At 49.6% G+C, this 19,644-nt stretch carries 17 protein-coding genes; 14 read left to right on the plus strand and 3 right to left on the minus strand.

The annotated features are described in order from the left end of the window. Position 1 precedes the first annotated feature (1 nt). Both E5355_RS06260 and E5355_RS06265 read right to left on the minus strand, forming a co-directional pair. Positions 2–487, minus strand: coding sequence for a UpxZ family transcription anti-terminator antagonist (locus tag E5355_RS06260; RefSeq protein WP_136009618.1), 486 nt, complete (start codon positions 485–487; stop codon positions 2–4). A gap of 121 nt (positions 488–608) precedes the next feature. Beyond that, the gene (locus tag E5355_RS06265; RefSeq protein WP_370282252.1) at positions 609–1,139 is read right to left on the minus strand and encodes a UpxY family transcription antiterminator; all 531 of its coding nucleotides are present in this window, start codon (positions 1,137–1,139) and stop codon (positions 609–611) included. Between the two features lie 1,286 nt (positions 1,140–2,425). Here E5355_RS06265 and E5355_RS06275 point away from each other — a divergent pair. The 6 genes from E5355_RS06275 (at position 2,426) to E5355_RS06300 (ending at position 10,182) form a co-directional block, all read left to right on the plus strand. Next, positions 2,426–3,190, plus strand: coding sequence for a glycerophosphodiester phosphodiesterase family protein (locus E5355_RS06275; RefSeq protein ID WP_136009620.1), 765 nt, complete (start codon positions 2,426–2,428; stop codon positions 3,188–3,190). Positions 3,191–3,531: 341 nt separating this feature from the next. After that, complete coding sequence (dapF, locus tag E5355_RS06280; protein ID WP_136009621.1) at positions 3,532–4,380, plus strand: diaminopimelate epimerase; 849 nt, start codon at positions 3,532–3,534, stop codon at positions 4,378–4,380. 27 nt (positions 4,381–4,407) lie between these two features. After that, a complete protein-coding gene (locus E5355_RS06285) occupies positions 4,408–5,640 on the plus strand; it encodes an LL-diaminopimelate aminotransferase (protein WP_136009622.1) in 1,233 nt (410 codons plus the stop codon). 28 nt (positions 5,641–5,668) lie between these two features. Then, positions 5,669–6,394, plus strand: coding sequence for a hypothetical protein (locus E5355_RS06290; protein WP_136009623.1), 726 nt, complete (start codon positions 5,669–5,671; stop codon positions 6,392–6,394). Positions 6,395–6,472: 78 nt separating this feature from the next. After that, positions 6,473–8,662: a glutamine synthetase III gene (locus E5355_RS06295; RefSeq protein WP_136009624.1), complete on the plus strand. Its 2,190-nt coding sequence runs from the start codon at positions 6,473–6,475 to the stop codon at positions 8,660–8,662. A 224-nt stretch (positions 8,663–8,886) separates the two neighbouring features. Then, on the plus strand, positions 8,887–10,182 hold the full coding sequence (locus E5355_RS06300) for a S28 family serine protease (RefSeq protein WP_136009625.1): 1,296 nt from the start codon (positions 8,887–8,889) through the stop codon (positions 10,180–10,182). A gap of 89 nt (positions 10,183–10,271) precedes the next feature. Here E5355_RS06300 and E5355_RS06305 read toward each other — a convergent pair whose 3' ends face one another. Continuing rightward, positions 10,272–10,847 carry an HdeD family acid-resistance protein gene (locus tag E5355_RS06305; RefSeq protein WP_136009626.1) on the minus strand — a complete coding sequence of 192 codons (576 nt, stop codon included), beginning with the start codon at positions 10,845–10,847 and terminating at the stop codon, positions 10,272–10,274. A gap of 697 nt (positions 10,848–11,544) precedes the next feature. Between E5355_RS06305 and trpB the strand changes: the two genes are divergently transcribed. The 8 genes from trpB to E5355_RS06350 all read left to right on the plus strand — a co-directional run bounded on the left by trpB (position 11,545) and on the right by E5355_RS06350 (position 19,607). Beyond that, the gene (gene trpB / locus E5355_RS06315) at positions 11,545–12,723 is read left to right on the plus strand and encodes a tryptophan synthase subunit beta (protein ID WP_210434517.1); all 1,179 of its coding nucleotides are present in this window, start codon (positions 11,545–11,547) and stop codon (positions 12,721–12,723) included. 30 nt (positions 12,724–12,753) lie between these two features. Continuing rightward, positions 12,754–14,154, plus strand: a complete 1,401-nt coding sequence (locus E5355_RS06320; RefSeq protein WP_136009629.1) for an anthranilate synthase component I family protein — start codon at positions 12,754–12,756, stop codon at positions 14,152–14,154. A gap of 120 nt (positions 14,155–14,274) precedes the next feature. Further along, positions 14,275–14,901 carry an anthranilate synthase component II gene (locus tag E5355_RS06325; RefSeq protein WP_136009630.1) on the plus strand — a complete coding sequence of 209 codons (627 nt, stop codon included), beginning with the start codon at positions 14,275–14,277 and terminating at the stop codon, positions 14,899–14,901. Positions 14,902–15,041: 140 nt separating this feature from the next. Beyond that, entirely contained in the window at positions 15,042–16,037 is a 996-nt protein-coding gene (trpD, locus tag E5355_RS06330; protein ID WP_136009631.1) for an anthranilate phosphoribosyltransferase, read from the plus strand. A 4-nt stretch (positions 16,038–16,041) separates the two neighbouring features. After that, positions 16,042–16,869: an indole-3-glycerol phosphate synthase TrpC gene (gene trpC, locus E5355_RS06335; RefSeq protein ID WP_136009632.1), complete on the plus strand. Its 828-nt coding sequence runs from the start codon at positions 16,042–16,044 to the stop codon at positions 16,867–16,869. Between the two features lie 90 nt (positions 16,870–16,959). Further along, positions 16,960–17,583, plus strand: coding sequence for a phosphoribosylanthranilate isomerase (locus E5355_RS06340; RefSeq protein WP_136009633.1), 624 nt, complete (start codon positions 16,960–16,962; stop codon positions 17,581–17,583). Positions 17,584–17,730: 147 nt separating this feature from the next. Beyond that, positions 17,731–18,504, plus strand: a complete 774-nt coding sequence (gene trpA, locus E5355_RS06345) for a tryptophan synthase subunit alpha (RefSeq protein ID WP_210434518.1) — start codon at positions 17,731–17,733, stop codon at positions 18,502–18,504. Positions 18,505–18,566: 62 nt separating this feature from the next. Then, positions 18,567–19,607, plus strand: a complete 1,041-nt coding sequence (locus E5355_RS06350; protein ID WP_136009635.1) for an asparaginase — start codon at positions 18,567–18,569, stop codon at positions 19,605–19,607. Positions 19,608–19,644 lie beyond the last annotated feature (37 nt).

Below are 19,644 nucleotides of genomic sequence, written 5' to 3' on the forward strand. Positions count from 1 at the left end.
TTTATTCCATTTCCTCCCATGGATAAGGATTATCCACCACATTCTGAAACTCATCAACTGCTTCCTGCTGCTCGGCAGTCAGTGATGCAACACTCCAAGAAGCAATGATGGAACGAGCTTCATCCACCAAAGCCTCATCAAACACCTCACCATAGCAAGCAGTAAGCAGACGAAGCTTTAGTAATGAAGCTGGAAGAATATCCAAAATATCCCAACAGCGCTTTAATACCTCCTGCACATGCTGCTGTTTTTCACCATGGTCAATGAACGAGGCACTATACCCTTTCAAGAGAGCGAGGCATACATTTGCCTGCTCCTCCACCGTGGCGCCCCAGGTGCCGGAATTATACAAAGTTGTGGTCAAGCGATAGACCTCGCTGTTACGACGGGACAAGTCATCGCTATAGATAGGACTACCGTCCGTACCCAAATACATCAGATCGTGCGCGACACGCTGAAGAGCAATAGCTTCTTCTAAAAAAGACATATTATTTCAGATTTATGATTTCAAATTCAACACTCAAATACTTCGAAATTCAATGCCATCCCACTATAAAAAGGGACAAGGGCTTCATCTGTTCCCAAACATAATGATATTGTGCAAACCATTATTCAATTACTTCGATGAGGTCCGGATGAATGGTAGCCAGGGCAACGGCGATGATACCTTGTATAGCAATAACTACACGACGGTCACGGACACCTTTTACCTTTAGAAAAACACCTTCTTGACCCTCGAAGTCGCCACCGGTGATACGGACTTTCGTACCTTTGGAGAGATTCAGTTCTTCGGGTTGGAAATAGAGAAGATGGTCATTGTAGGTACCGGCGACGGCTATGAAACGCTGCATATCATGATCGGGAATGATTATTTTCTGACCGCTGCGGGTATCGGTGATATATTGCAAATAAGTAATTTGAGACTTAAATCGCTGCACTTCGGAAGGACGTGCGTGGACAAAAACCAGGTTACGGATGACGGGAACCAAAGCACGGACTTTCCTCCCCCTACGGATACTTATCTTATATTGCATGGGGATGAAACAGCCAAAATTTGCCTTTTCGAGAAGATGCATAGCTTCAAGCTCCCTGCGGTATGTGGCACGCATGGCAAACCAAACTTCGCTCTCTTTATTCATTTCTATTCTTGCTAATTTTACTTAGAAAAAGGTATTCCTTGGGGGCTTTGAACTACCATTACATAACTGTAGTCCAATCACTTGCGGGCATTTTATGGGAAGTTTGACAAGCACTATGCCCCTCTTGTCAACAGATTCTCTGCGGTTGTTCATTACCTTTTGGCAAGAGACTATAAACGAACGCATTAGAAACAAAAAGCGTTTTTTAATCGTACGTTTAAAAAACACCTGTTTTGAACTTATACAAGACATACTCAAAGAGCTAAAAATAAGAAGATTTTAACTGATTACATATATTGCATATACTACTGAAATTCAATGCAATATACTTATCATTATTTATTATTAGGAACATTTTCCTATCAAACATTTTGCCATTACAAAAAACGTCTCTATCTTTGCGTTCATTAAACGTACGTTTTTTAAACAGCATATCATCCTATATATCAACCACTTAAAATTAGCCCCACACATTCTCCTCCAAGTCCTCCTGTTTCTCCCCTACTTTTTATACTTTCGCATTTTTTGACCAGAATAAAAAACAGCTAAACGAACGAAGAATTACACAAATGAAAGAACTCAAAAAAGGAAACATCTCAACAGTAACGAGCAGAGAAGCATGTCGTATCAATATGATACACAAAAACTAAGAACAAAAAAGTAAAAGAACACAGCTCCATAGTGGATGAACGGATATAGCCAAACTGCTCGTAGCTTCCGAAAACTTCACAAAGAGAACCAGAGGAGAGCAAAAGCCTTTGACTTACAGTGAGACAATTATCGAATTGGAGAAGGTATGGGCCATCATAAAACGGGAAGACACCACGCGGATTGCCCCATACGGATATGATGTAAGGATAAATCACTGATAGTTCAGTACCTGGAAAGACAGTAATTTTGCCGCCGTCAGCAACCCGACAGAAGGGCTACACCTTTCTCGTCGGATGGTGTAGCCTCAACAAGGCAAGGGCGTAGCCATCCGTACTGAAAGGAGTAGCCCTTTTTCATTGCTGATTATCATACATTTACTAACCCTAAAAACATGAAAAATGGGAAAAGAGAAAACTGAATTTGAGGAGCAATTTGTATCCAAAACAGAAAAAGCAAAAAAGCTATGGGAAAAACGGATTACGGAAAACACGACATTGAGCATGGAGTCTGTACAATGAAATGAAAGCCCGCATCGTGATGCCCGGAAAGTACATACTGAAATTACTCAGGGGTTAGATTTAATAAAAGAAATATAATACTTATCTTTGTGTCCATAACAAAACACCCTAATCATTATGAATCTGAAAAAACTATTTTTTGCTTCTGCCCTGCTCTTTGCTGCGTGCGGCACTATCCAGGCCCAGGAAGTCATTGCCCACCGTGGTTTCTGGACAATAAGCGGTTCGGCACAGAACTCCCTTGCCGCACTCGTAAAGGCCGATTCCATCCACTGCTACGGCTCCGAGTTCGACGTTTGGCTCACCACAGACAATCAGCTGGTTGTCAATCATGACGCCACCTTTAAAGGCGTGACTATGCAAGATGCCACAGCCAAGGTATGCACCGCCGTACAACTGGACAACGGCGAACAACTCCCTACCCTGCAACAGTATTTGGACAAGGCCAAAAGCCTGAAAACCCGCCTTATCCTCGAACTGAAAGCCCATAAAACTCCCGAACAAGAGACACGTGCCGTAGAGGGCATCGTTAAGATGATTAGGAATATGGGGCTGGAAAGCCGTACCGAATACATCACCTTCTCCAAACATGCCACCAAGGAGTTTATCCGTCTGGCACCCAAAGGCACCCCCGTCTACTACCTGACCGGTGACCTTACCCCCAAGGAATTGAAAGCATGGGGTTGTGCCGGTCCCGACTACCACTTCAGTGTCTTCCAAAAACATCCTGAATGGATAAAGGAATGCCACGAGCTCGGCATGAAAGTAAACGCCTGGACTGTAAACAAAGCCAAAGACATGGAATGGCTCATCAGCCAAGGAGTAGATTTCGCCACAACCAATGAGCCGGTAGCATTGAAAGCAATTTTAAAGAAAAAATAGCCGTTCCTTATACATTTAGAAATAAAAGCCAAGCAAACCGCTTCATCATGTCAACAATGAAGCGGTTTACTGTTTTCAAAAAGGTAGCATTTATTCATATAAGCAATCTTTTTTCTTATTCCGAATCATGCCACGCTTTTATATTGATTACAATTTATACAAAAAACAAAGTTATATGCTTTCAGATTGAAAGCTCCGCTACACATATTATCATTGAATGAAAGTTTAACCGCAAATAAATAGAAAATGGATATACTTTTCATTTAATCATAAAACAAAACGTCGTATATTTGCATCGAAATAAAACAAAAGGACGTATTAATCAACCAACAAAGGACAAAATGACAAGAACAATAAAATTCACCAAGATGCATGGTGCCGGAAACGACTACATTTATGTAGATACAACCCGATTTCCCATCGAACATCCGGAAGAACTTTCAAAGATATGGAGTGCACCACATACGGGAATTGGAAGTGACGGTCTGGTACTTATAGGCACTTCGGACAAAGCCGATTTCAGCATGCGGATATTCAATGCCGACGGCTCGGAAGCCCGGATGTGCGGCAATGCAAGCCGTTGCATCGGAAAATATCTTTTTGACTACGGACTGACCTCTAAAACGAAAATCATGCTCGACACACTGTCAGGTATAAAGGTGCTAAACCTGCACTTGGCAGACGGAAAGGTCAACTCTGTAACCGTAGACATGGGCATACCTGCCGACGAACCGGCAGATTACGACGGCAAAGGTGCCAAACCGATGAAAGAACAACCCATCGAAGTGGACGGAGAACGATATGCAGGTACCACCGTATCCATGGGAAACCCGCACCTGGTCATCTTCGTCAATGACATAGAGGACGTCGACCTTCCGGTAATCGGCCCCAAACTGGAAAACCATCCCCTTTTCCCCGAACGCATCAACGTAGAATTTGCCCAGATATTGGGAGAAGGAAAAATAAGGATGCGTGTCTGGGAACGAGGCTCGGGCATCACCCAAGCCTGCGGAACCGGAGCTTGTGCCACCGCCGTGGCAGCCTTCCTCACCGGACGCGCGGGAAGAGATTCTACCGTCATCATGGACGGAGGCTCACTCAACATCCGATGGGACATCGCTACCAGACATGTCCTGATGACGGGGGAAGCCACCAAAGTATTCGACGGAGAAATTGAATTAATTGACTAACCACCAACTATCAACCAAGAAAAGATTATGGCATTAGTTAACGAACATTTTTTAAAACTACCGGGCAGTTATTTGTTTTCAGACATAGCCAAGAAGGTAAATACTTTCAGGATAACACACCCAAAGCAGGAAGTCATCCGTCTGGGTATCGGAGACGTTACCCGGCCACTGCCGCCGGTCTGCATCGAAGCGATGCACAAGGCGGTGGAAGAGATGGCTGATGCGCAGACATTCCGTGGATACGGTCCCGAACAGGGATACGACTTCCTGATAGAAGCCATCATCAAGCACGATTACCTTCCGCGAGGCATCCATTTCAGTCCTACGGAAATCTTTGTGAACGACGGAGCAAAGAGCGACACGGGAAACATCGGTGACATTCTGCGCCACGACAACAGCGTGGGAGTGACCGACCCGATTTATCCGGTCTATATAGACAGCAACGTGATGTGCGGACGTGCCGGAGTATTGGAGGAAAACGGCCAGTGGAGCAACGTCACCTACATGCCTTGTACCGCCGAAAACAACTTCATCCCGGAGATTCCGGACAAGCGCATCGACATTGTCTACCTCTGCTATCCCAACAACCCGACGGGAACCACCCTGACCAAGTCCGAGCTGAAGAAATGGGTAGATTATGCGCTCGCCAACGACACGCTGATTCTGTTCGATGCCGCCTACGAAGCCTTCATCCGCGAAGACGACGTGCCCCACTCCATCTATGAGATAAAGGGAGCAAAGAAATGCGCCATCGAGTTCCGCAGCTTCTCGAAAACTGCCGGATTCACGGGAGTACGCTGCGGCTACACCGTTGTGCCGAAAGAACTCACTGCCGCCACGCTGGAAGGCGAACGCATCCCGCTGAACAAGCTCTGGAACCGCCGCCAATGCACCAAGTTCAACGGCACCAGCTACATCACCCAACGGGCAGCGGAAGCCATCTATACACCGGAAGGACAGCGGCAGATAAAGGAAACGACAGATTACTATATGAACAACGCCCGCACCATGAAGCAGGGCCTTGAAGCGGCCGGACTGAAGGTCTACGGTGGTGTGAACGCTCCTTACATCTGGCTGAAAACGCCTGACGGAACGGGCTCCTGGCGATTCTTTGAACAAATGCTGTATGAGGCCAATGTAGTGGGCACACCGGGCGTGGGCTTCGGTCCCAGCGGCGAGGGTTATATCCGGCTGACGGCCTTCGGAAAGCATGAAGATTGCGTGGAAGCCATGAAGCGCATCCGGAAGTGGCTGAAATAAGAAAACTAAACTTAAAAGTAAAAAAGGTATGAAAACAAGAAGTATAAAACGGGGGATAATGGCAATGATACTCTTATCAATGGCAATGCCTTTCACGGCAAAGGCTCAGGATAAAGTGGAAGCATCGGTAGGCGTCGACCTCGTAAGCGGCTACGTCTGGCGTGGCCAGGATTTGGGGGGTGTAAGCCTTCAGCCAAGTGCATCCATTGCCTACAAAGGTTTCTCTCTGGGGGCTTGGGGCTCCGTAGGCATCGAGAGTTCGGACACGAAAGAGTTCGACCTCATACTGGGATATTCGACAGGAGGCTTCAGCGTATCGGTGACGGACTACTGGTACAATGTGACCGGAGATGGAGCGACGGCCAAATACTTCCGGTATGGAGCACACAATGCAGCCAACTCACATCTGTTCGAGGCGCAAATCGGTTATGATTTCGGCCCCGTAGCCGTAAACTGGTACACCAACTTTGCAGGCGACGACGGCGTTGACAAAGACGGTGACCGTGCTTATTCATCCTACATCTCCGTAGCAGCCCCCTTCACACTGGGCGGTCTGGACTGGACAGCCGAGATAGGCGCTACCCCTTGGGCCACGGACTTCTATGAAGCCAACGGCTTTGCCGTATGCGACGTCAGCCTGGGAGTATCAAAAGACATCAAAATCACCGATTCCTTCTCCCTCCCGTTGTTTGCCAAAGCAACCTGGAACCCAAGGTCTGAAGGTGCTTATTTCGTAGTTGGACTAAGTTTCTAAGATGAAAAAGCAATGAAAAGAAGTTTTTTTCACTCTAACATAGTTTTATTAAACCAACAATTACAACTCTAAGGTATTATGTCAAAATTGAGATTCAGAGTAGTAGAGACGGCGTTCAAGAAGAAACCCGTTGCAGTGGCAGTCCCGGCGGAACGTCCGTCAGAGTATTTTGCCAAGTATGTATTCAACAAGGAGAAGATGTTCCGCTATCTGCCAAGCAAGGTGTATGCCAAACTGACGGATGTGATTGACAACGGAGCCCCGCTAGACCGCAGCATAGCCGACGAGGTTGCCGCAGGTATGAAGAAATGGGCGGTTGAAATGGGGGCGACCCACTATACTCACTGGTTTCATCCGCTGACCGAAGGTACTGCCGAAAAGCACGATGCCTTTGTGGAACACGACGGCAAAGGCGGCGTAATGGAGGAATTCTCCGGAAAGCTGCTCGTACAGCAGGAACCGGATGCATCCAGTTTCCCGAACGGCGGTATCCGCAATACGTTCGAGGCACGTGGCTACTCGGCATGGGACCCCTCCTCCCCGGCATTCATCGTAGACGACACGCTCTGCATCCCGACTATTTTCATCGCCTATACCGGTGAGTCTCTGGACTACAAGGCACCGTTGCTGAAAGCTCTGCGTGCCGTAGACAAGGCTGCCGTCGACGTATGCCACTATTTCAATCCGGAAGTAAAGAAAGTGGTTGCCTATCTGGGCTGGGAGCAGGAATATTTTCTGGTTGACGAAGGGTTGTACGCCGCCCGTCCCGACCTGCTGATGACCGGACGCACGCTGATGGGCCATGACAGCGCCAAGAACCAGCAGCTGGAAGACCATTACTTCGGGGCCATCCCCAGCCGTGTGGCCGCTTTCATGAAGGAACTGGAAATCGAAGCGCTGAAACTCGGCATCCCCGTCAAGACCCGTCACAACGAAGTGGCTCCCAACCAGTTTGAACTGGCTCCCGTCTTCGAGGAATGCAACCTGGCGGTAGACCACAACATGCTCATCATGGCTTTGATGCGTAAAGTGGCACGTAACCACGGCTTCCGCGTACTGCTGCACGAAAAGCCTTTCAAGGGTGTCAACGGTAGCGGCAAGCATAATAACTGGTCGCTGGGTACGGACACTGGTGTCCTGCTCCACGCACCCGGCAAACTGCCCGAAGAGAACCTGCGTTTCATCACCTTCGTAGTGAATACGCTGATGGCCGTATACCGCCACAACGGATTGCTGAAGGCCTCCATCTCCAGCGCCACGAACGCCCATCGTCTGGGTGCCAACGAAGCTCCTCCAGCCATCATCTCTTCCTTCCTGGGCAAGCAGTTGAGCCAGGTGCTGGAGCATATCGAAGAGAGTACAAAGGACGACCTCGTCAGCCTCAGCGGCAAGCAAGGCATGAAGCTGGACATCCCGCAGATTCCGGAACTGATGATAGACAATACCGACCGCAACCGTACCAGCCCGTTCGCTTTCACCGGCAACCGCTTCGAGTTCCGCGCCGTGGGTTCCGAAGCCAACTGTGCCAGTGCCATGATTGCACTGAACTCTGCCCTTGCCGAGCAGTTGGTGGAATTCAAGAAAGATGTGGACGAACTGATTGAAAAGGGTGAACCGAAAATTTCCGCCATCCTCGAAATCATCCGCCGGTACATCAAAGTCTGCAAGCCTATCCACTTTGACGGCAACGGCTACAGCGACGAATGGAAAGCCGAAGCAGCCCGCCGCGGTCTGGATTGCGAGACAAATGTTCCCATCATCTTCGACAACTACCTGAAACCGGAGAGCATCCGGATGTTCGAATCCATCGGAGTCATGACGAAGAAAGAACTGGAAGCCCGCAATGAAGTGAAATGGGAAATGTATACCAAGAAAATCCAAATCGAAGCCCGCGTGCTCGGAGACTTGGCCATGAACCACATCATCCCCGTAGCTACACAATACCAGACCGATTTGGTGGACAACGTCTACAAGATGAAAGACCTGTTCCCCGCAGAGAAGGCCGCAAAACTATCTGCCAAGAATCTGGAACTCATCGAAGAGATTGCCGACCGTACTGCCTTCATCAAGGAGCATGTGGATGCCATGATCGAGGCGCGCAAAGTGGCCAACAAAATTGACAGTGAACGTGAAAAAGCCATCGCCTACCACGACAACATCGTACCGATGATGGAAGAAATCCGTTACCACATCGACAAGCTGGAACTCATCGTCGACAATCAGATGTGGACGTTGCCCAAATATCGCGAGTTACTGTTTATAAGATAAAGGATAAGGGATGAAAGATTAAGAATTAATAGAATGGACTTACCCTTCATTATTTACCTCTTCATCCTTGGTTCCTTATCGCTTTCTTTTGTTGGTTGTTTTAAGTTTGCAGGGAGAGAGGTGCCGCGAGGCAGTTCTCTCTCTCTTTTTTCGTCTATGCCAACTGTTGGCAGTAAGCAGGAAATAACCTATCTTTGCCCGTCAGATAAAACAATCTTGTCATCATGAAGAATTTACGTAACTGCTATGCAGCGTTCCTGCTGTTTGCCTTGCTGTTTGTTTCGGCTACTGCCTGGGCACAAACCGATTTGCAGCAAAAACTGAGTCAGATTTCCGCCATTACGGAAACCCGTCCGTTGGAGTCCACCCGGTTCTCCGAGAAGTATGTAACCTATTTCAACCAGCCGTTGGACCACGACCATCCCGAAAAGGGCAGCTTCCGCCAGCGTGTGATTGTCTCCCACGTCGGTTTCGACCGTCCTACGGTGATTGTAACCGAAGGCTATGGAGCCGCCTATGCCCTCAATCCCAAGTATCGCGAGGAACTTTCAGAGCTGCTCGATGCCAACATGATTTTTGTGGAATACCGTTATTTTCTGGAATCCACCCCAGAACCAAAAGATTGGCAATACCTCACTGCCGAGAATTCTGCAGACGACCTGCATGCCGTCCGCAACGCCTTTAAAAGCATCTATCCCGGCAAATGGATTGCAACCGGCATCAGCAAGGGCGGGCAGACTACCCTGCTCTACCGCACGTTCTATCCGGACGATGTGGATATTTCCGTGCCATACGTAGCTCCGCTCTGTTATGCGGCGGAAGACGGACGCCACGAACCTTTTCTCAAGAAAGTGTCTACTCCGCAAGACCGCAAACGAATTGAAGACTTCCAGCTGGAAGTGTTGAAACGGAAAGCCACGCTGCTCCCCCGCTTTGAGAAATATTGCGATGAAAAAGGGCTCAAGTTCCGTGCGCCCGTTGAAGAAATATACGACTATTGTGTGCTGGAGTATTCTTTCGCCCTTTGGCAGTGGGGGTCTCCCGTCAACAGCATTCCCGCAACCACGGCTCCGGACGATGAGATATTTGCCCATCTGCTCGACATCAGCAACCCCGACTATTTCATTGCCGACAGCCCGACAGCCTCGTTCTTCGTGCAGGCTGCCCGCGAGCTGGGTTATTACGGCTACGATACGAAGCCTTTCAAGAAATATCTTTCCATCCAATCGAGCAAGGCTTACCTGCACCGCCTCATGCTTCCCGAAGAGCTGAAAGACATGCCCTTCGACAAGACCCTAAGCAAGAAAATCACGGAATTCTTGAAAAAGAATGACCCGAGAATGATATTCATCTACGGACAGAACGACCCATGGACGGCTGCTGGAGTGACCTGGCTGAAAGGGAAAAAGAACATCCATGTATTCGTCGAGCCCGGCGGAAGCCATCGGGCACGCATCAGCACTCTGCCTGAAGCAGAAAAGAAACAAGCGATGGAGCTGATTAATGAATGGTTGAAATAACAAAAAACGGATGGTCTGTGTGGCATGAACAGACCATCCGTTTACTCCTGACAGACCATCTGTTCCACCTCAACAGATGGTCTGTTTTTTTATTCTATAATTTGTGCATCCTCAATATGGTCCACCGCCTTTGCAGAAGCATCCGGTGTCTTTGGGCGGCAGCGCGTAAACTTAAACCAGTTCAGCAGTTCCGAAGCCGCATAGACCAGACTACTAATACCGATAATGATAAATGCCGTGGAACGTACCCCCATAGGATTGAACAACGCAACCAGACCGGCAATCAGAATCAATACAGGCACCGTGTAAAAGCCATACGGCACCGGCATCCAGCGACGGGCGGCGGAGAGCGAGGCAATCTGTTGCACTCCTCCCATCAGCAGAACAAATCCCAATACAAATGTTAGCAAATCGGCAAAGAAACCGGGCATGATAATCAGCCACAAGCCAAACAGCAGGCTGCCCACCCCCTCGACAGGGAAACGACTGCGCATCTCCGTGCTCTGTGCAAAGTAGCCTATGATACTGATAAGCGAAGGCACCAGGAAAACGACACCTATCGTAATCACCAGGTAATCACCGGCCTGGTCGGGAAACATCACCAGCACCAAACCGATAACCAGCGCACATATTGCGCGCAAAAATGAATCACTTAATCCTTTCATGAGTCTATGTTTTTTTGCGAAGATACATCTTTATCCGAATAACTCCGCACGAAAATTCCGAAAAATCAGTTTACATTCAACCAGGCATTCATATCTTCGGCCACAAAAAGCCAGTATACCAACAACAGTACAGCAATAACTACACCTATGGCAACTAAATGTTTTCGATTCATAGTTTGTTCCTTTCTTTTTTTGAATGAATACTCATTTTTACTATACCTATAAAAACAATATTCCAAGAGAAATGTTTTAATCCGAAAAAAAAGTCATATTTATTTTGGCGGTTAAAACAAAGTGCTTATATTTGTCGCGAAAACGAAGACAGGCTGCACCTCAGCATAAAAAATGAACAAGTTCATTTTATTATACATTCGGTTTGCACTATATTTGCCTTCGATAAAATCAAAAAAGTCAATGAAAACAATGTTCGTAAATACATATTGGTGGTGGCATCCGTTACAACTCCGACAGTCGTAAGGGAGCAGTGCTCGTATGTATATATGTAATATATAGTAAAAAACAAAAAGAGCCCTGTCGCACCAAGCGACGGGGCTCTTTTCGTTTAGGCAACAATGTGTTTTTGATAACACTGAAAGCCACGAAACCGATGCCTGAAATAGATTAAATAACAAAAAAGGGAATCAGTTTCAACTCCCGATTCCCCTAAATAGTAAATAGTCAAATAGTAAATAACATGATGGATTTCTTAGTTGACAAAGAAGGTTATTACGGAGAATTCGGTGGGGCATACGTCCCCGAAATCCTCCACAAGTGTGTAGAAGAGTTGCAGAATACTTACCTCAAGATGCTGCAAAGCGAGGACTTCAAGCGTGAATACGAGCAGTTGCTTCGCGACTACGTGGGACGCCCTTCCCCACTCTACCCGGCACACCGCCTGTCCGAGAAGTACGGTTGCCGGATTTACCTCAAGCGTGAAGACCTGAACCACACCGGCGCCCACAAAATCAACAACAGCATCGGGCAGGTCTTGCTGGCACGCCGCACGGGCAAGCGCCGCATCATCGCCGAAACCGGAGCCGGACAACATGGGGTAGCCACAGCCACCGTCTGCGCATTGATGAATATGGAATGTATCGTCTACATGGGCAAGACCGACGTGGAGCGCCAGCGCGTCAATGTGGAGAAGATGAAGATGCTCGGCGCCACCGTCGTACCCGTCACCAGCGGCAACATGACGTTGAAGGACGCCACCAACGAAGCCATCCGCGACTGGTGCTGCCATCCGTCGGACACCTACTACGTGATAGGTTCCACCGTCGGCCCGCACCCATATCCCGACATGGTGGCACGCCTGCAGTCCGTCATCAGCGAAGAAATCAGAAAACAGCTCCTTGAGCATGAAGGACGCAGCTGTCCCGACTACCTCATCGCCTGCGTAGGCGGAGGAAGCAACGCAGCCGGCACCATCTATCACTACGTCAACGACCCGCACGTGCAAATCGTCCTCGCCGAAGCCGGCGGAAAAGGCATTGAAACGGGAAGGACAGCCGCCACCATCGCCCTCGGCAAGATGGGCATCATCCACGGTTCCCGCACCTACGTCATCCAGAACGAGGACGGACAGATAGAAGAGCCCTATTCCATATCTGCCGGACTGGATTATCCGGGCATCGGCCCCATGCACGCCAACCTTGCCAAGCGGAAACGTGCCATCGTCCTCGCCGTCAACGACGATGAAGCCATCCGCGCCGCCTACGAACTGACCCGGCTCGAAGGTATCATCCCCGCATTGGAAAGTGCCCACGCACTGGGCGCGCTGGAGAAGATGAACTTCAAGCCGACGGACGTAGTGGTGCTGACTGTCTCGGGAAGAGGAGACAAGGATATGGATACCTATTTGAGTGATGAGCTATAAGTGATGAATTATTTAAAAATACAAGATACAATGAAACAATATGACTATAAAACAGTCAGCCGTACCATGCTTGGTGACTTGCATACGCCGGTGAGCACCTATCTGAAGGTACGCGACATCTTTCCGCAGAGCGCACTTATGGAGAGTTCCGACTATCATGGCAGCGAGAATAACCGTTCGTTCATCGCTCTGTGTCCGCTGGCAAGTGTCAGCATAGATCATGGTATGGCTATCTTCCGACTGCCGGACGACAGCCGCGAAGAACATCCCATAACCGAAGAGTATCGGGTAGAAAATGCGCTGAACGACTTCCTTGGCCGCTTCCGCGTAGAAGGCGAATACAGCAATTACTGCGGACTCTACGGATACACTTCCTTCAATGCAGTCCGCTACTTCGAGAATATATCCGTGAAGGACAGCCGTGAAGCCACCAACGACGCGCCGGACATGTTGTACATATTATATAAGTACCTCATCGTCTTCAACGATTTCAAGAATGAGATGCTGCTTCTCGAGATGCTGGCTCCCGGTGATACCAACGAGCTGGACAAGGTGCAGAAGGCCATCCATAACCGTAACTACACCGCCTACGACTTCCGCGCCATCGGCTCCACCACCTCCCCACTTACAGACGAGGAGCACAAAGCGAACATCCGCCAAGGCATTGCCCACTGCCTGCGCGGCGACGTCTTCCAGATTGTCCTCTCCCGCCGTTTCGAACAGCGCTTCATGGGCGATGACTTCAAGCTCTACCGTGCCTTGCGTAGTATCAACCCTTCGCCCTATCTGTTCTATTTCGACTTCGGGGGCTTCCGCATCTTCGGCTCCTCTCCCGAAACCCATTGCCGCATCGAAGGGCGCCATGCCTATATCGACCCCATTGCCGGAACCACGAAGCGCACCGGCGATGCGGAACAGGATGCCATCAATGCACGATACCTGCACGATGACCCAAAAGAGAATGCCGAACACGTGATGTTGGTGGACCTTGCACGCAATGACCTCTCCCGCAACTGCCGTGATGTAAAGGTAGACTTCTATAAGGAGACGCAGTATTACAGTCATGTTATCCATCTTGTCAGCCGCGTCAGCGGAACACTCTGCAAAGAGGCCGACCCTGTCAAGACCTTCATCGACACCTTCCCTGCCGGAACCCTGAGCGGCGCCCCCAAAGTACGCGCCATGCAGCTCATCAGCCAGCTGGAACCGCACAACCGCGGAGCCTACGGAGGCTGCATCGGTTTCATCGGGCTGAACGGCTCGCTGAACCAGGCGATTACGATTCGCACTTTTGTCAGCCGCAACGGTGTCCTCTGGTTCCAGGCAGGAGGCGGCATCGTGGCCAAGAGCAACGACAAGTACGAACTGCAAGAGGTGAACAACAAGCTCGGCGCACTAAAAAAGGCAATTGAGATGGCGGAAAAAATGTGAATTCATTTACCATTTGAGAATTCACTATTTACGATTTGCCATGCGGTGCGTACACTGTGCAGCCAAATCATAAATAGTAAATCGCAAAATAGTAAATTAAACGGTTTATAAATACAAAAAATGAAAACAGTTATCATAGACAATTACGACTCATTCACCTACAACCTTGCCCATCTGGTGAAAGAGCTTGGCGCAGAAACGAACGTGCTGCGCAACGATAGATTCCTGCTCGAAGAATTGGAGCGATACGATAAGATTATCCTTTCACCCGGTCCCGGCGTACCCGAGGAAGCCGGACTGCTGTTGGATGTCATCCGCACCTATGCCGGACGAAAACCCCTACTCGGTGTCTGCCTGGGCGAACAAGCCATCGGACAAGTATTCGGCGGAAAGCTGGTCAACCTAGAAGAGGTATTCCATGGAGTACAGACGGAAATAAGGATAAAGGAGAAAGAATCAGGGATTAGGAATGAAGAATTAGGGGGAAAGGATTATGAAGGTATTTCTCTCGAAGAAGACTATATCTTCTGCGGTTTACCCAATAGGGTTTCCGTCGGACGATATCACTCCTGGGTAGTGGATACGAAGGACTTTCCAGACGAACTTGCCATTACTGCCATCAGCCCCGAAGGACAAATCATGGCGCTGAAACATCGGAAATATGACATCCACGGCATCCAGTTTCATCCTGAATCGGTGTTGACACCCGACGGAAAAACAATCGTGAGAAACTGGCTTTCGCAATAAGACACTTCAGTGTCTGAAATGCCACACTTCACCATTGCTAACATGAGGCGTTTCGGACGAAAACATAAGATGTTTCGAGAACCCATAAATACAAAACTTCAAAAAGGAGTAAATTCAACCATCAAATCGTAAATATCAAGATGAAAGCAATACTCACCCGTCTCTTCAATCACGAAGAGCTCACATCGGAGGAAACCAAACAAATCCTCCTCAATATCACCAAGGAAATGTATCCTGAGGCGCAGATAGCGGCCCTGCTCACTGCCTTCCAGATGCGGAGCATCACTGTGGATGAGCTTATCGGCTTCCGCGAAGCACTGATGGAAACACGCCTCCCCATCGACTTCGCCCCCTATCGCCCCATCGACATTGTAGGTACGGGAGGCGATGGAAAAAACACTTTCAACATCTCCACCTGCGCTTGCTTCGTGGTGGCGGGAGCCGGCTACAAGGTTGCCAAACACGGCAACTACGGAGCCACTTCCGTGAGCGGAGCCAGCAATGTCATCGAGCAGCATGGCGTACGCTTCACCAACAACCCCGACACGCTGAAACGCAGCATGGAAGAGTGTAACATCGCTTACCTTCATGCCCAGCTTTTCAATCCGGCGATGAAGTTTGTCGGCCCTGTCCGCAAGACGCTGGGAGTGCGCACCTTGTTCAATCTGCTCGGCCCGTTGGTGAATCCATGCTGTCCGGCATACCAACTACTCGGTGTGGCAGACCTCTCGCAGATGCGCCTATATACCAATGTATTCTATAAGCTCGGCATTGACTTTGCCGTGGTCAACAGCCTTGACTGCTACGACGAAATCTCCCTGACAGACGAGTTCAAGGTGATGACCCGCGACTACGAGCGCATCTACCGTCCGCAAGCTCTCGGCTTCAAGGATGCCCGCCCCGAAGAACTGTTCGGCGGCGCATGCAAGGAAGATGCTGCCCGCATCTTCGACAATATCCTGACGGGGCATGCCACACCTGCGCAAACGCAATGCGTCATTGTCAACGCTGCCTTTGCCATCCAGGTGATGGAACCGCAGAAAGAGATTGAAGAATGCATCGCCATCGCACGCGAATCACTGGATAGCGGACGGGCGCTGGCGACACTGAAAAAAATTATCGAAATCAATAAATGAAGCAATGAAAGATATACTGTCTGAAATCATCGCCCATAAACAAACAGAGATTGAACTACAGAAACAAACCGTCTCTCTGGAACAGTTGCGGGAACAAGCCGGAATCATCATCCGGGAGAATGTGGCACATCGCCGCAGCATGAAGCAGGCCCTTGCCGCTTCTTCTACAGGAATCATCTCCGAATTCAAACGACGTTCACCCTCCAAAGGCTGGATAAACGAGGCTGCCCGGGCAGAGGAGATACCCGCCTCCTACGAAGCCGCCGGCGCCGCTGCCCTCTCCATCCTGACGGATGAGAAGTTCTTTGGCGGTACGCTGCGCGACATCCGCACAGTCCGTCCGCTCGTCCACATCCCCATTCTGCGCAAAGACTTCATCATCGACGAGTACCAGCTTCTGCAAGCCTGCATCGTAGGTGCCGACGCGGTATTGCTCATTGCCGCCTGCCTTAGTCCGGAGCAATGCAGCACTCTCACCACCCAAGCCCACGAACTCGGGCTGGAGGTATTGCTCGAAATCCACAGCCCTTCGGAACTCTCCTATATAAATAAGGAAGCCGACATGGTTGGTGTCAACAACCGCAACCTCGGCTCTTTCGTCACCGATGTGGAGAATTCCTTCCGGATAGCCCGGCAACTGCGCGAAGCCACCCACGGAGCGGTCTCCCCACTCCTTGTTTCCGAAAGCGGCATCTCCGACCCCGAAACCATCTGCCGCCTGCGTGCTGCCGGCTTCCGCGGTTTCCTCATCGGCGAAACCTTCATGAAAACAGGGCACCCCGGCGAAACCCTGAAAGAGTTCATCAGAGACAGTCTTTCAATTGATAATTGAAAGTTGATAATTGCAAATACAGAAGTCTCCCATACAGCGTTACGTTGCGCAGCTAAATTGTAAATTGTAAATAGTAAAATCGTAAATAAGATGTTTCCTCTCATCAAAGTATGCGGAATGACTGAAGCAGAAAACATCCGCAATGTAGAACTGCAAGGTGTAGATATGATCGGCTTCATCTTCTACCCAAAATCTCCCCGTTATCTGTACCAGATGCCCGGGTATCTGCCAGCCTGCGCCAAGCGCGTCGGCGTCTTTGTCAACGAAACCAAGGAAAACATCCTGATGTATACCGACCGTTTTGACCTGGACTACATCCAGCTGCATGGCAATGAAGCTCCCGAGTATTGCCGTTCCCTACGCAATGCAGGTCTGCACCTCATCAAGGCCTTCTCTATCTCGCGACCCAAAGACCTGCTTGCTGTCTCTGCCTACAATGGTCTATGCGACTACTACCTCTTCGACACCAAGACCCCGCAGTACGGCGGTTCCGGCAATCAGTTCGACTGGAACCTCCTGCACCGCTACAACGGTCCCACTCCGTTCCTGCTCAGCGGTGGCATCAACCCCTACAGCGTAAAAGCCCTCCGGGAGTTCTGCCATCCCTATTTTGCGGGTATCGACATCAACAGCCGTTTCGAGACGGCACCGGGAATAAAAGATGTGGAACGCATCTCAAACTTCCTGAAAGAACTCAATGGATTTACGATTTGACAAATATTACCATGTTCAATGTATAATCCGCCATGCGGTATACAATTGCGCGGCTAAATTGTAAACTCAAATCATAAATCGTAAATATAAAAATGTATCAGGCAGCGTATATTTGCGCAGCTAAATTGTAAAATTGTAAATAGTATGATGAACCGAATTAACCAACTTTTCCAGGACAGCCCCAAGAATCTGCTGTCCATTTACTTCTGCGCAGGCTGTCCCACTCTCGACGGTACTGCCGACGTTATCCGTACTCTCGAAAAGAACGGAGTCAGCATGATTGAAATCGGTATCCCGTTCAGTGATCCCATGGCCGACGGCATTGTTATCCAGAATGCCGCCACCCGCGCCCTGCACAACGGCATGTCTCTCCGCCTGCTTTTCGAACAATTGCAAGACATTCGCCGCGATGTCCACATTCCCCTCATCCTCATGGGATACCTTAACCCCATCATGCAGTTCGGCTTCGAGGCATTCTGCCGGAAGTGCGTGGAGTGCGGCATCGACGGCGTCATCATTCCTGACCTCCCCTTCCGCGATTACGAAGAGAGCTACAAAACCATCGCCTCGAAGTATGACATCCGTGTCATCATGCTCATTACCCCCGAAACCAGCGAAGCCCGCGTCCGCGAAATAGACGCCCACACCGACGGCTTCATTTACTTGGTGTCCAGCGCCGCCACTACCGGTGCCCAGAAAGACTTCGACACCCGGAAACAAGCCTACTTCAAGAGGATAGAGGATATGAACCTGCGCAATCCACGCATGGTAGGCTTCGGCATCAGCAACAAGCAGACATTCGATGCCGCCTGCGCCCACTCATCCGGCGCCATCATCGGCAGCCGCTTCGTCACTCTGCTTAACGAAAAGGAGGGAGATGCGGAAAAGGCCATCAGGCAGTTGAAGGAAGAGGTGGGATGAATGATGAGTTATCACTTTTTTTACTATCTTTGTGCCCGAAAAAGAACTCAAATACGAAATCTATGAAAGTCGATTACCCTTCTGTACTATTGATTTACACTGGTGGAACTATCGGAATGATAGAAAATCCCGAGACCGGTGCACTTGAGAACTTCAACTTCGACCAACTGCTGCAGCATGTTCCCGAACTGAAGCGCTTCAACTACCGCATCTCTTCCTATCAGTTCGATCCACCCATCGACTCTTCTGACATGGAACCTTCTTTCTGGGCAAAGATTGTAAAAATCATCAACTACAACTACGACAATTTCGACGGCTTCGTCATCCTGCACGGCACCGACACCATGGCCTATACAGCCTCCGCCCTCAGCTTCATGCTCGAGAACCTTTCCAAGCCGGTCATCCTCACAGGTTCCCAGCTTCCCATCGGCACCCTGCGCACCGATGGGAAAGAGAACCTAATCACCGCTATTGAAATAGCCGCCGCCAAGCATCCGGACGGCACTCCTATCGTCCCTGAAGTGTGCATTTTTTTCGAAAACGAGCTGATGCGGGGCAACCGTACCACCAAAATCAATGCCGAGAATTTCAACGCTTTCCGTTCCTTCAACTATCCCGCACTGGCAAAAGCGGGCATCCATATCCGCTATAACGAGCATCTCATCCGCCGCCCCGACCCGTCGCGCCCCATGAAGCCGCACTACCTTTTCGACACCAATGTCGTAGTTCTCACGCTCTTTCCCGGCATTCAGGAAAGCATTATCAATTCCGTGCTTCATGTTCCCGGTCTGAAAGCCGTAGTCCTCAAGACCTTCGGTTCCGGCAATGCCCCCCAGAAAGAATGGTTCATCCGCCAGCTGAAAGAAGCCAGCGAACGTGGCATTGTCATCGTCAACATCACCCAATGCCAGAGCGGTGCCGTCGAAATGGGACGCTACGAAACCGGACTTCATCTTCTTCAGGCAGGTATCATCAGCGGCTATGACAGTACCCCCGAATGTGCTGTCACTAAGCTCATGTTCCTTCTGGGACACGGACTGAACCAAGCCGAAATCTGCCACCGCATGAATTCCGACCTGGCAGGAGAAATCACCAAACAATAAGTGGTGGTTCGACAGCAAACGTCAAACCACCACTTTA

Origin of the sequence: Bacteroides muris (ex Afrizal et al. 2022), assembly GCF_004793475.1 — a bacterium.
In the GTDB taxonomy this organism is placed as follows: domain Bacteria; phylum Bacteroidota; class Bacteroidia; order Bacteroidales; family Bacteroidaceae; genus Bacteroides; species Bacteroides muris.

What these genes read in the sequence shown, in the direction of transcription:
- trpB (WP_210434517.1), top strand. Translation starts at nt 11,545, where the DNA reads ATGGATTTCTTAGTTGACAAAGAAGGTTATTACGGAGAATTCGGTGGG.
- E5355_RS06300 (WP_136009625.1), top strand. Translation starts at nt 8,887, where the DNA reads ATGAAGAATTTACGTAACTGCTATGCAGCGTTCCTGCTGTTTGCCTTG.
- E5355_RS06340 (WP_136009633.1), top strand. Translation starts at nt 16,960, where the DNA reads ATGTTTCCTCTCATCAAAGTATGCGGAATGACTGAAGCAGAAAACATC.
- E5355_RS06320 (WP_136009629.1), top strand. Translation starts at nt 12,754, where the DNA reads ATGAAACAATATGACTATAAAACAGTCAGCCGTACCATGCTTGGTGAC.
- E5355_RS06265 (WP_370282252.1), bottom strand. Translation starts at nt 1,139, where the DNA reads ATGAATAAAGAGAGCGAAGTTTGGTTTGCCATGCGTGCCACATACCGC.
- trpA (WP_210434518.1), top strand. Translation starts at nt 17,731, where the DNA reads ATGAACCGAATTAACCAACTTTTCCAGGACAGCCCCAAGAATCTGCTG.
- trpD (WP_136009631.1), top strand. Translation starts at nt 15,042, where the DNA reads ATGAAAGCAATACTCACCCGTCTCTTCAATCACGAAGAGCTCACATCG.
- E5355_RS06350 (WP_136009635.1), top strand. Translation starts at nt 18,567, where the DNA reads ATGAAAGTCGATTACCCTTCTGTACTATTGATTTACACTGGTGGAACT.
- E5355_RS06325 (WP_136009630.1), top strand. Translation starts at nt 14,275, where the DNA reads ATGAAAACAGTTATCATAGACAATTACGACTCATTCACCTACAACCTT.
- E5355_RS06275 (WP_136009620.1), top strand. Translation starts at nt 2,426, where the DNA reads ATGAATCTGAAAAAACTATTTTTTGCTTCTGCCCTGCTCTTTGCTGCG.
- E5355_RS06305 (WP_136009626.1), bottom strand. Translation starts at nt 10,847, where the DNA reads ATGAAAGGATTAAGTGATTCATTTTTGCGCGCAATATGTGCGCTGGTT.
- dapF (WP_136009621.1), top strand. Translation starts at nt 3,532, where the DNA reads ATGACAAGAACAATAAAATTCACCAAGATGCATGGTGCCGGAAACGAC.
- E5355_RS06285 (WP_136009622.1), top strand. Translation starts at nt 4,408, where the DNA reads ATGGCATTAGTTAACGAACATTTTTTAAAACTACCGGGCAGTTATTTG.
- E5355_RS06295 (WP_136009624.1), top strand. Translation starts at nt 6,473, where the DNA reads ATGTCAAAATTGAGATTCAGAGTAGTAGAGACGGCGTTCAAGAAGAAA.
- trpC (WP_136009632.1), top strand. Translation starts at nt 16,042, where the DNA reads ATGAAAGATATACTGTCTGAAATCATCGCCCATAAACAAACAGAGATT.
- E5355_RS06290 (WP_136009623.1), top strand. Translation starts at nt 5,669, where the DNA reads ATGAAAACAAGAAGTATAAAACGGGGGATAATGGCAATGATACTCTTA.
- E5355_RS06260 (WP_136009618.1), bottom strand. Translation starts at nt 487, where the DNA reads ATGTCTTTTTTAGAAGAAGCTATTGCTCTTCAGCGTGTCGCGCACGAT.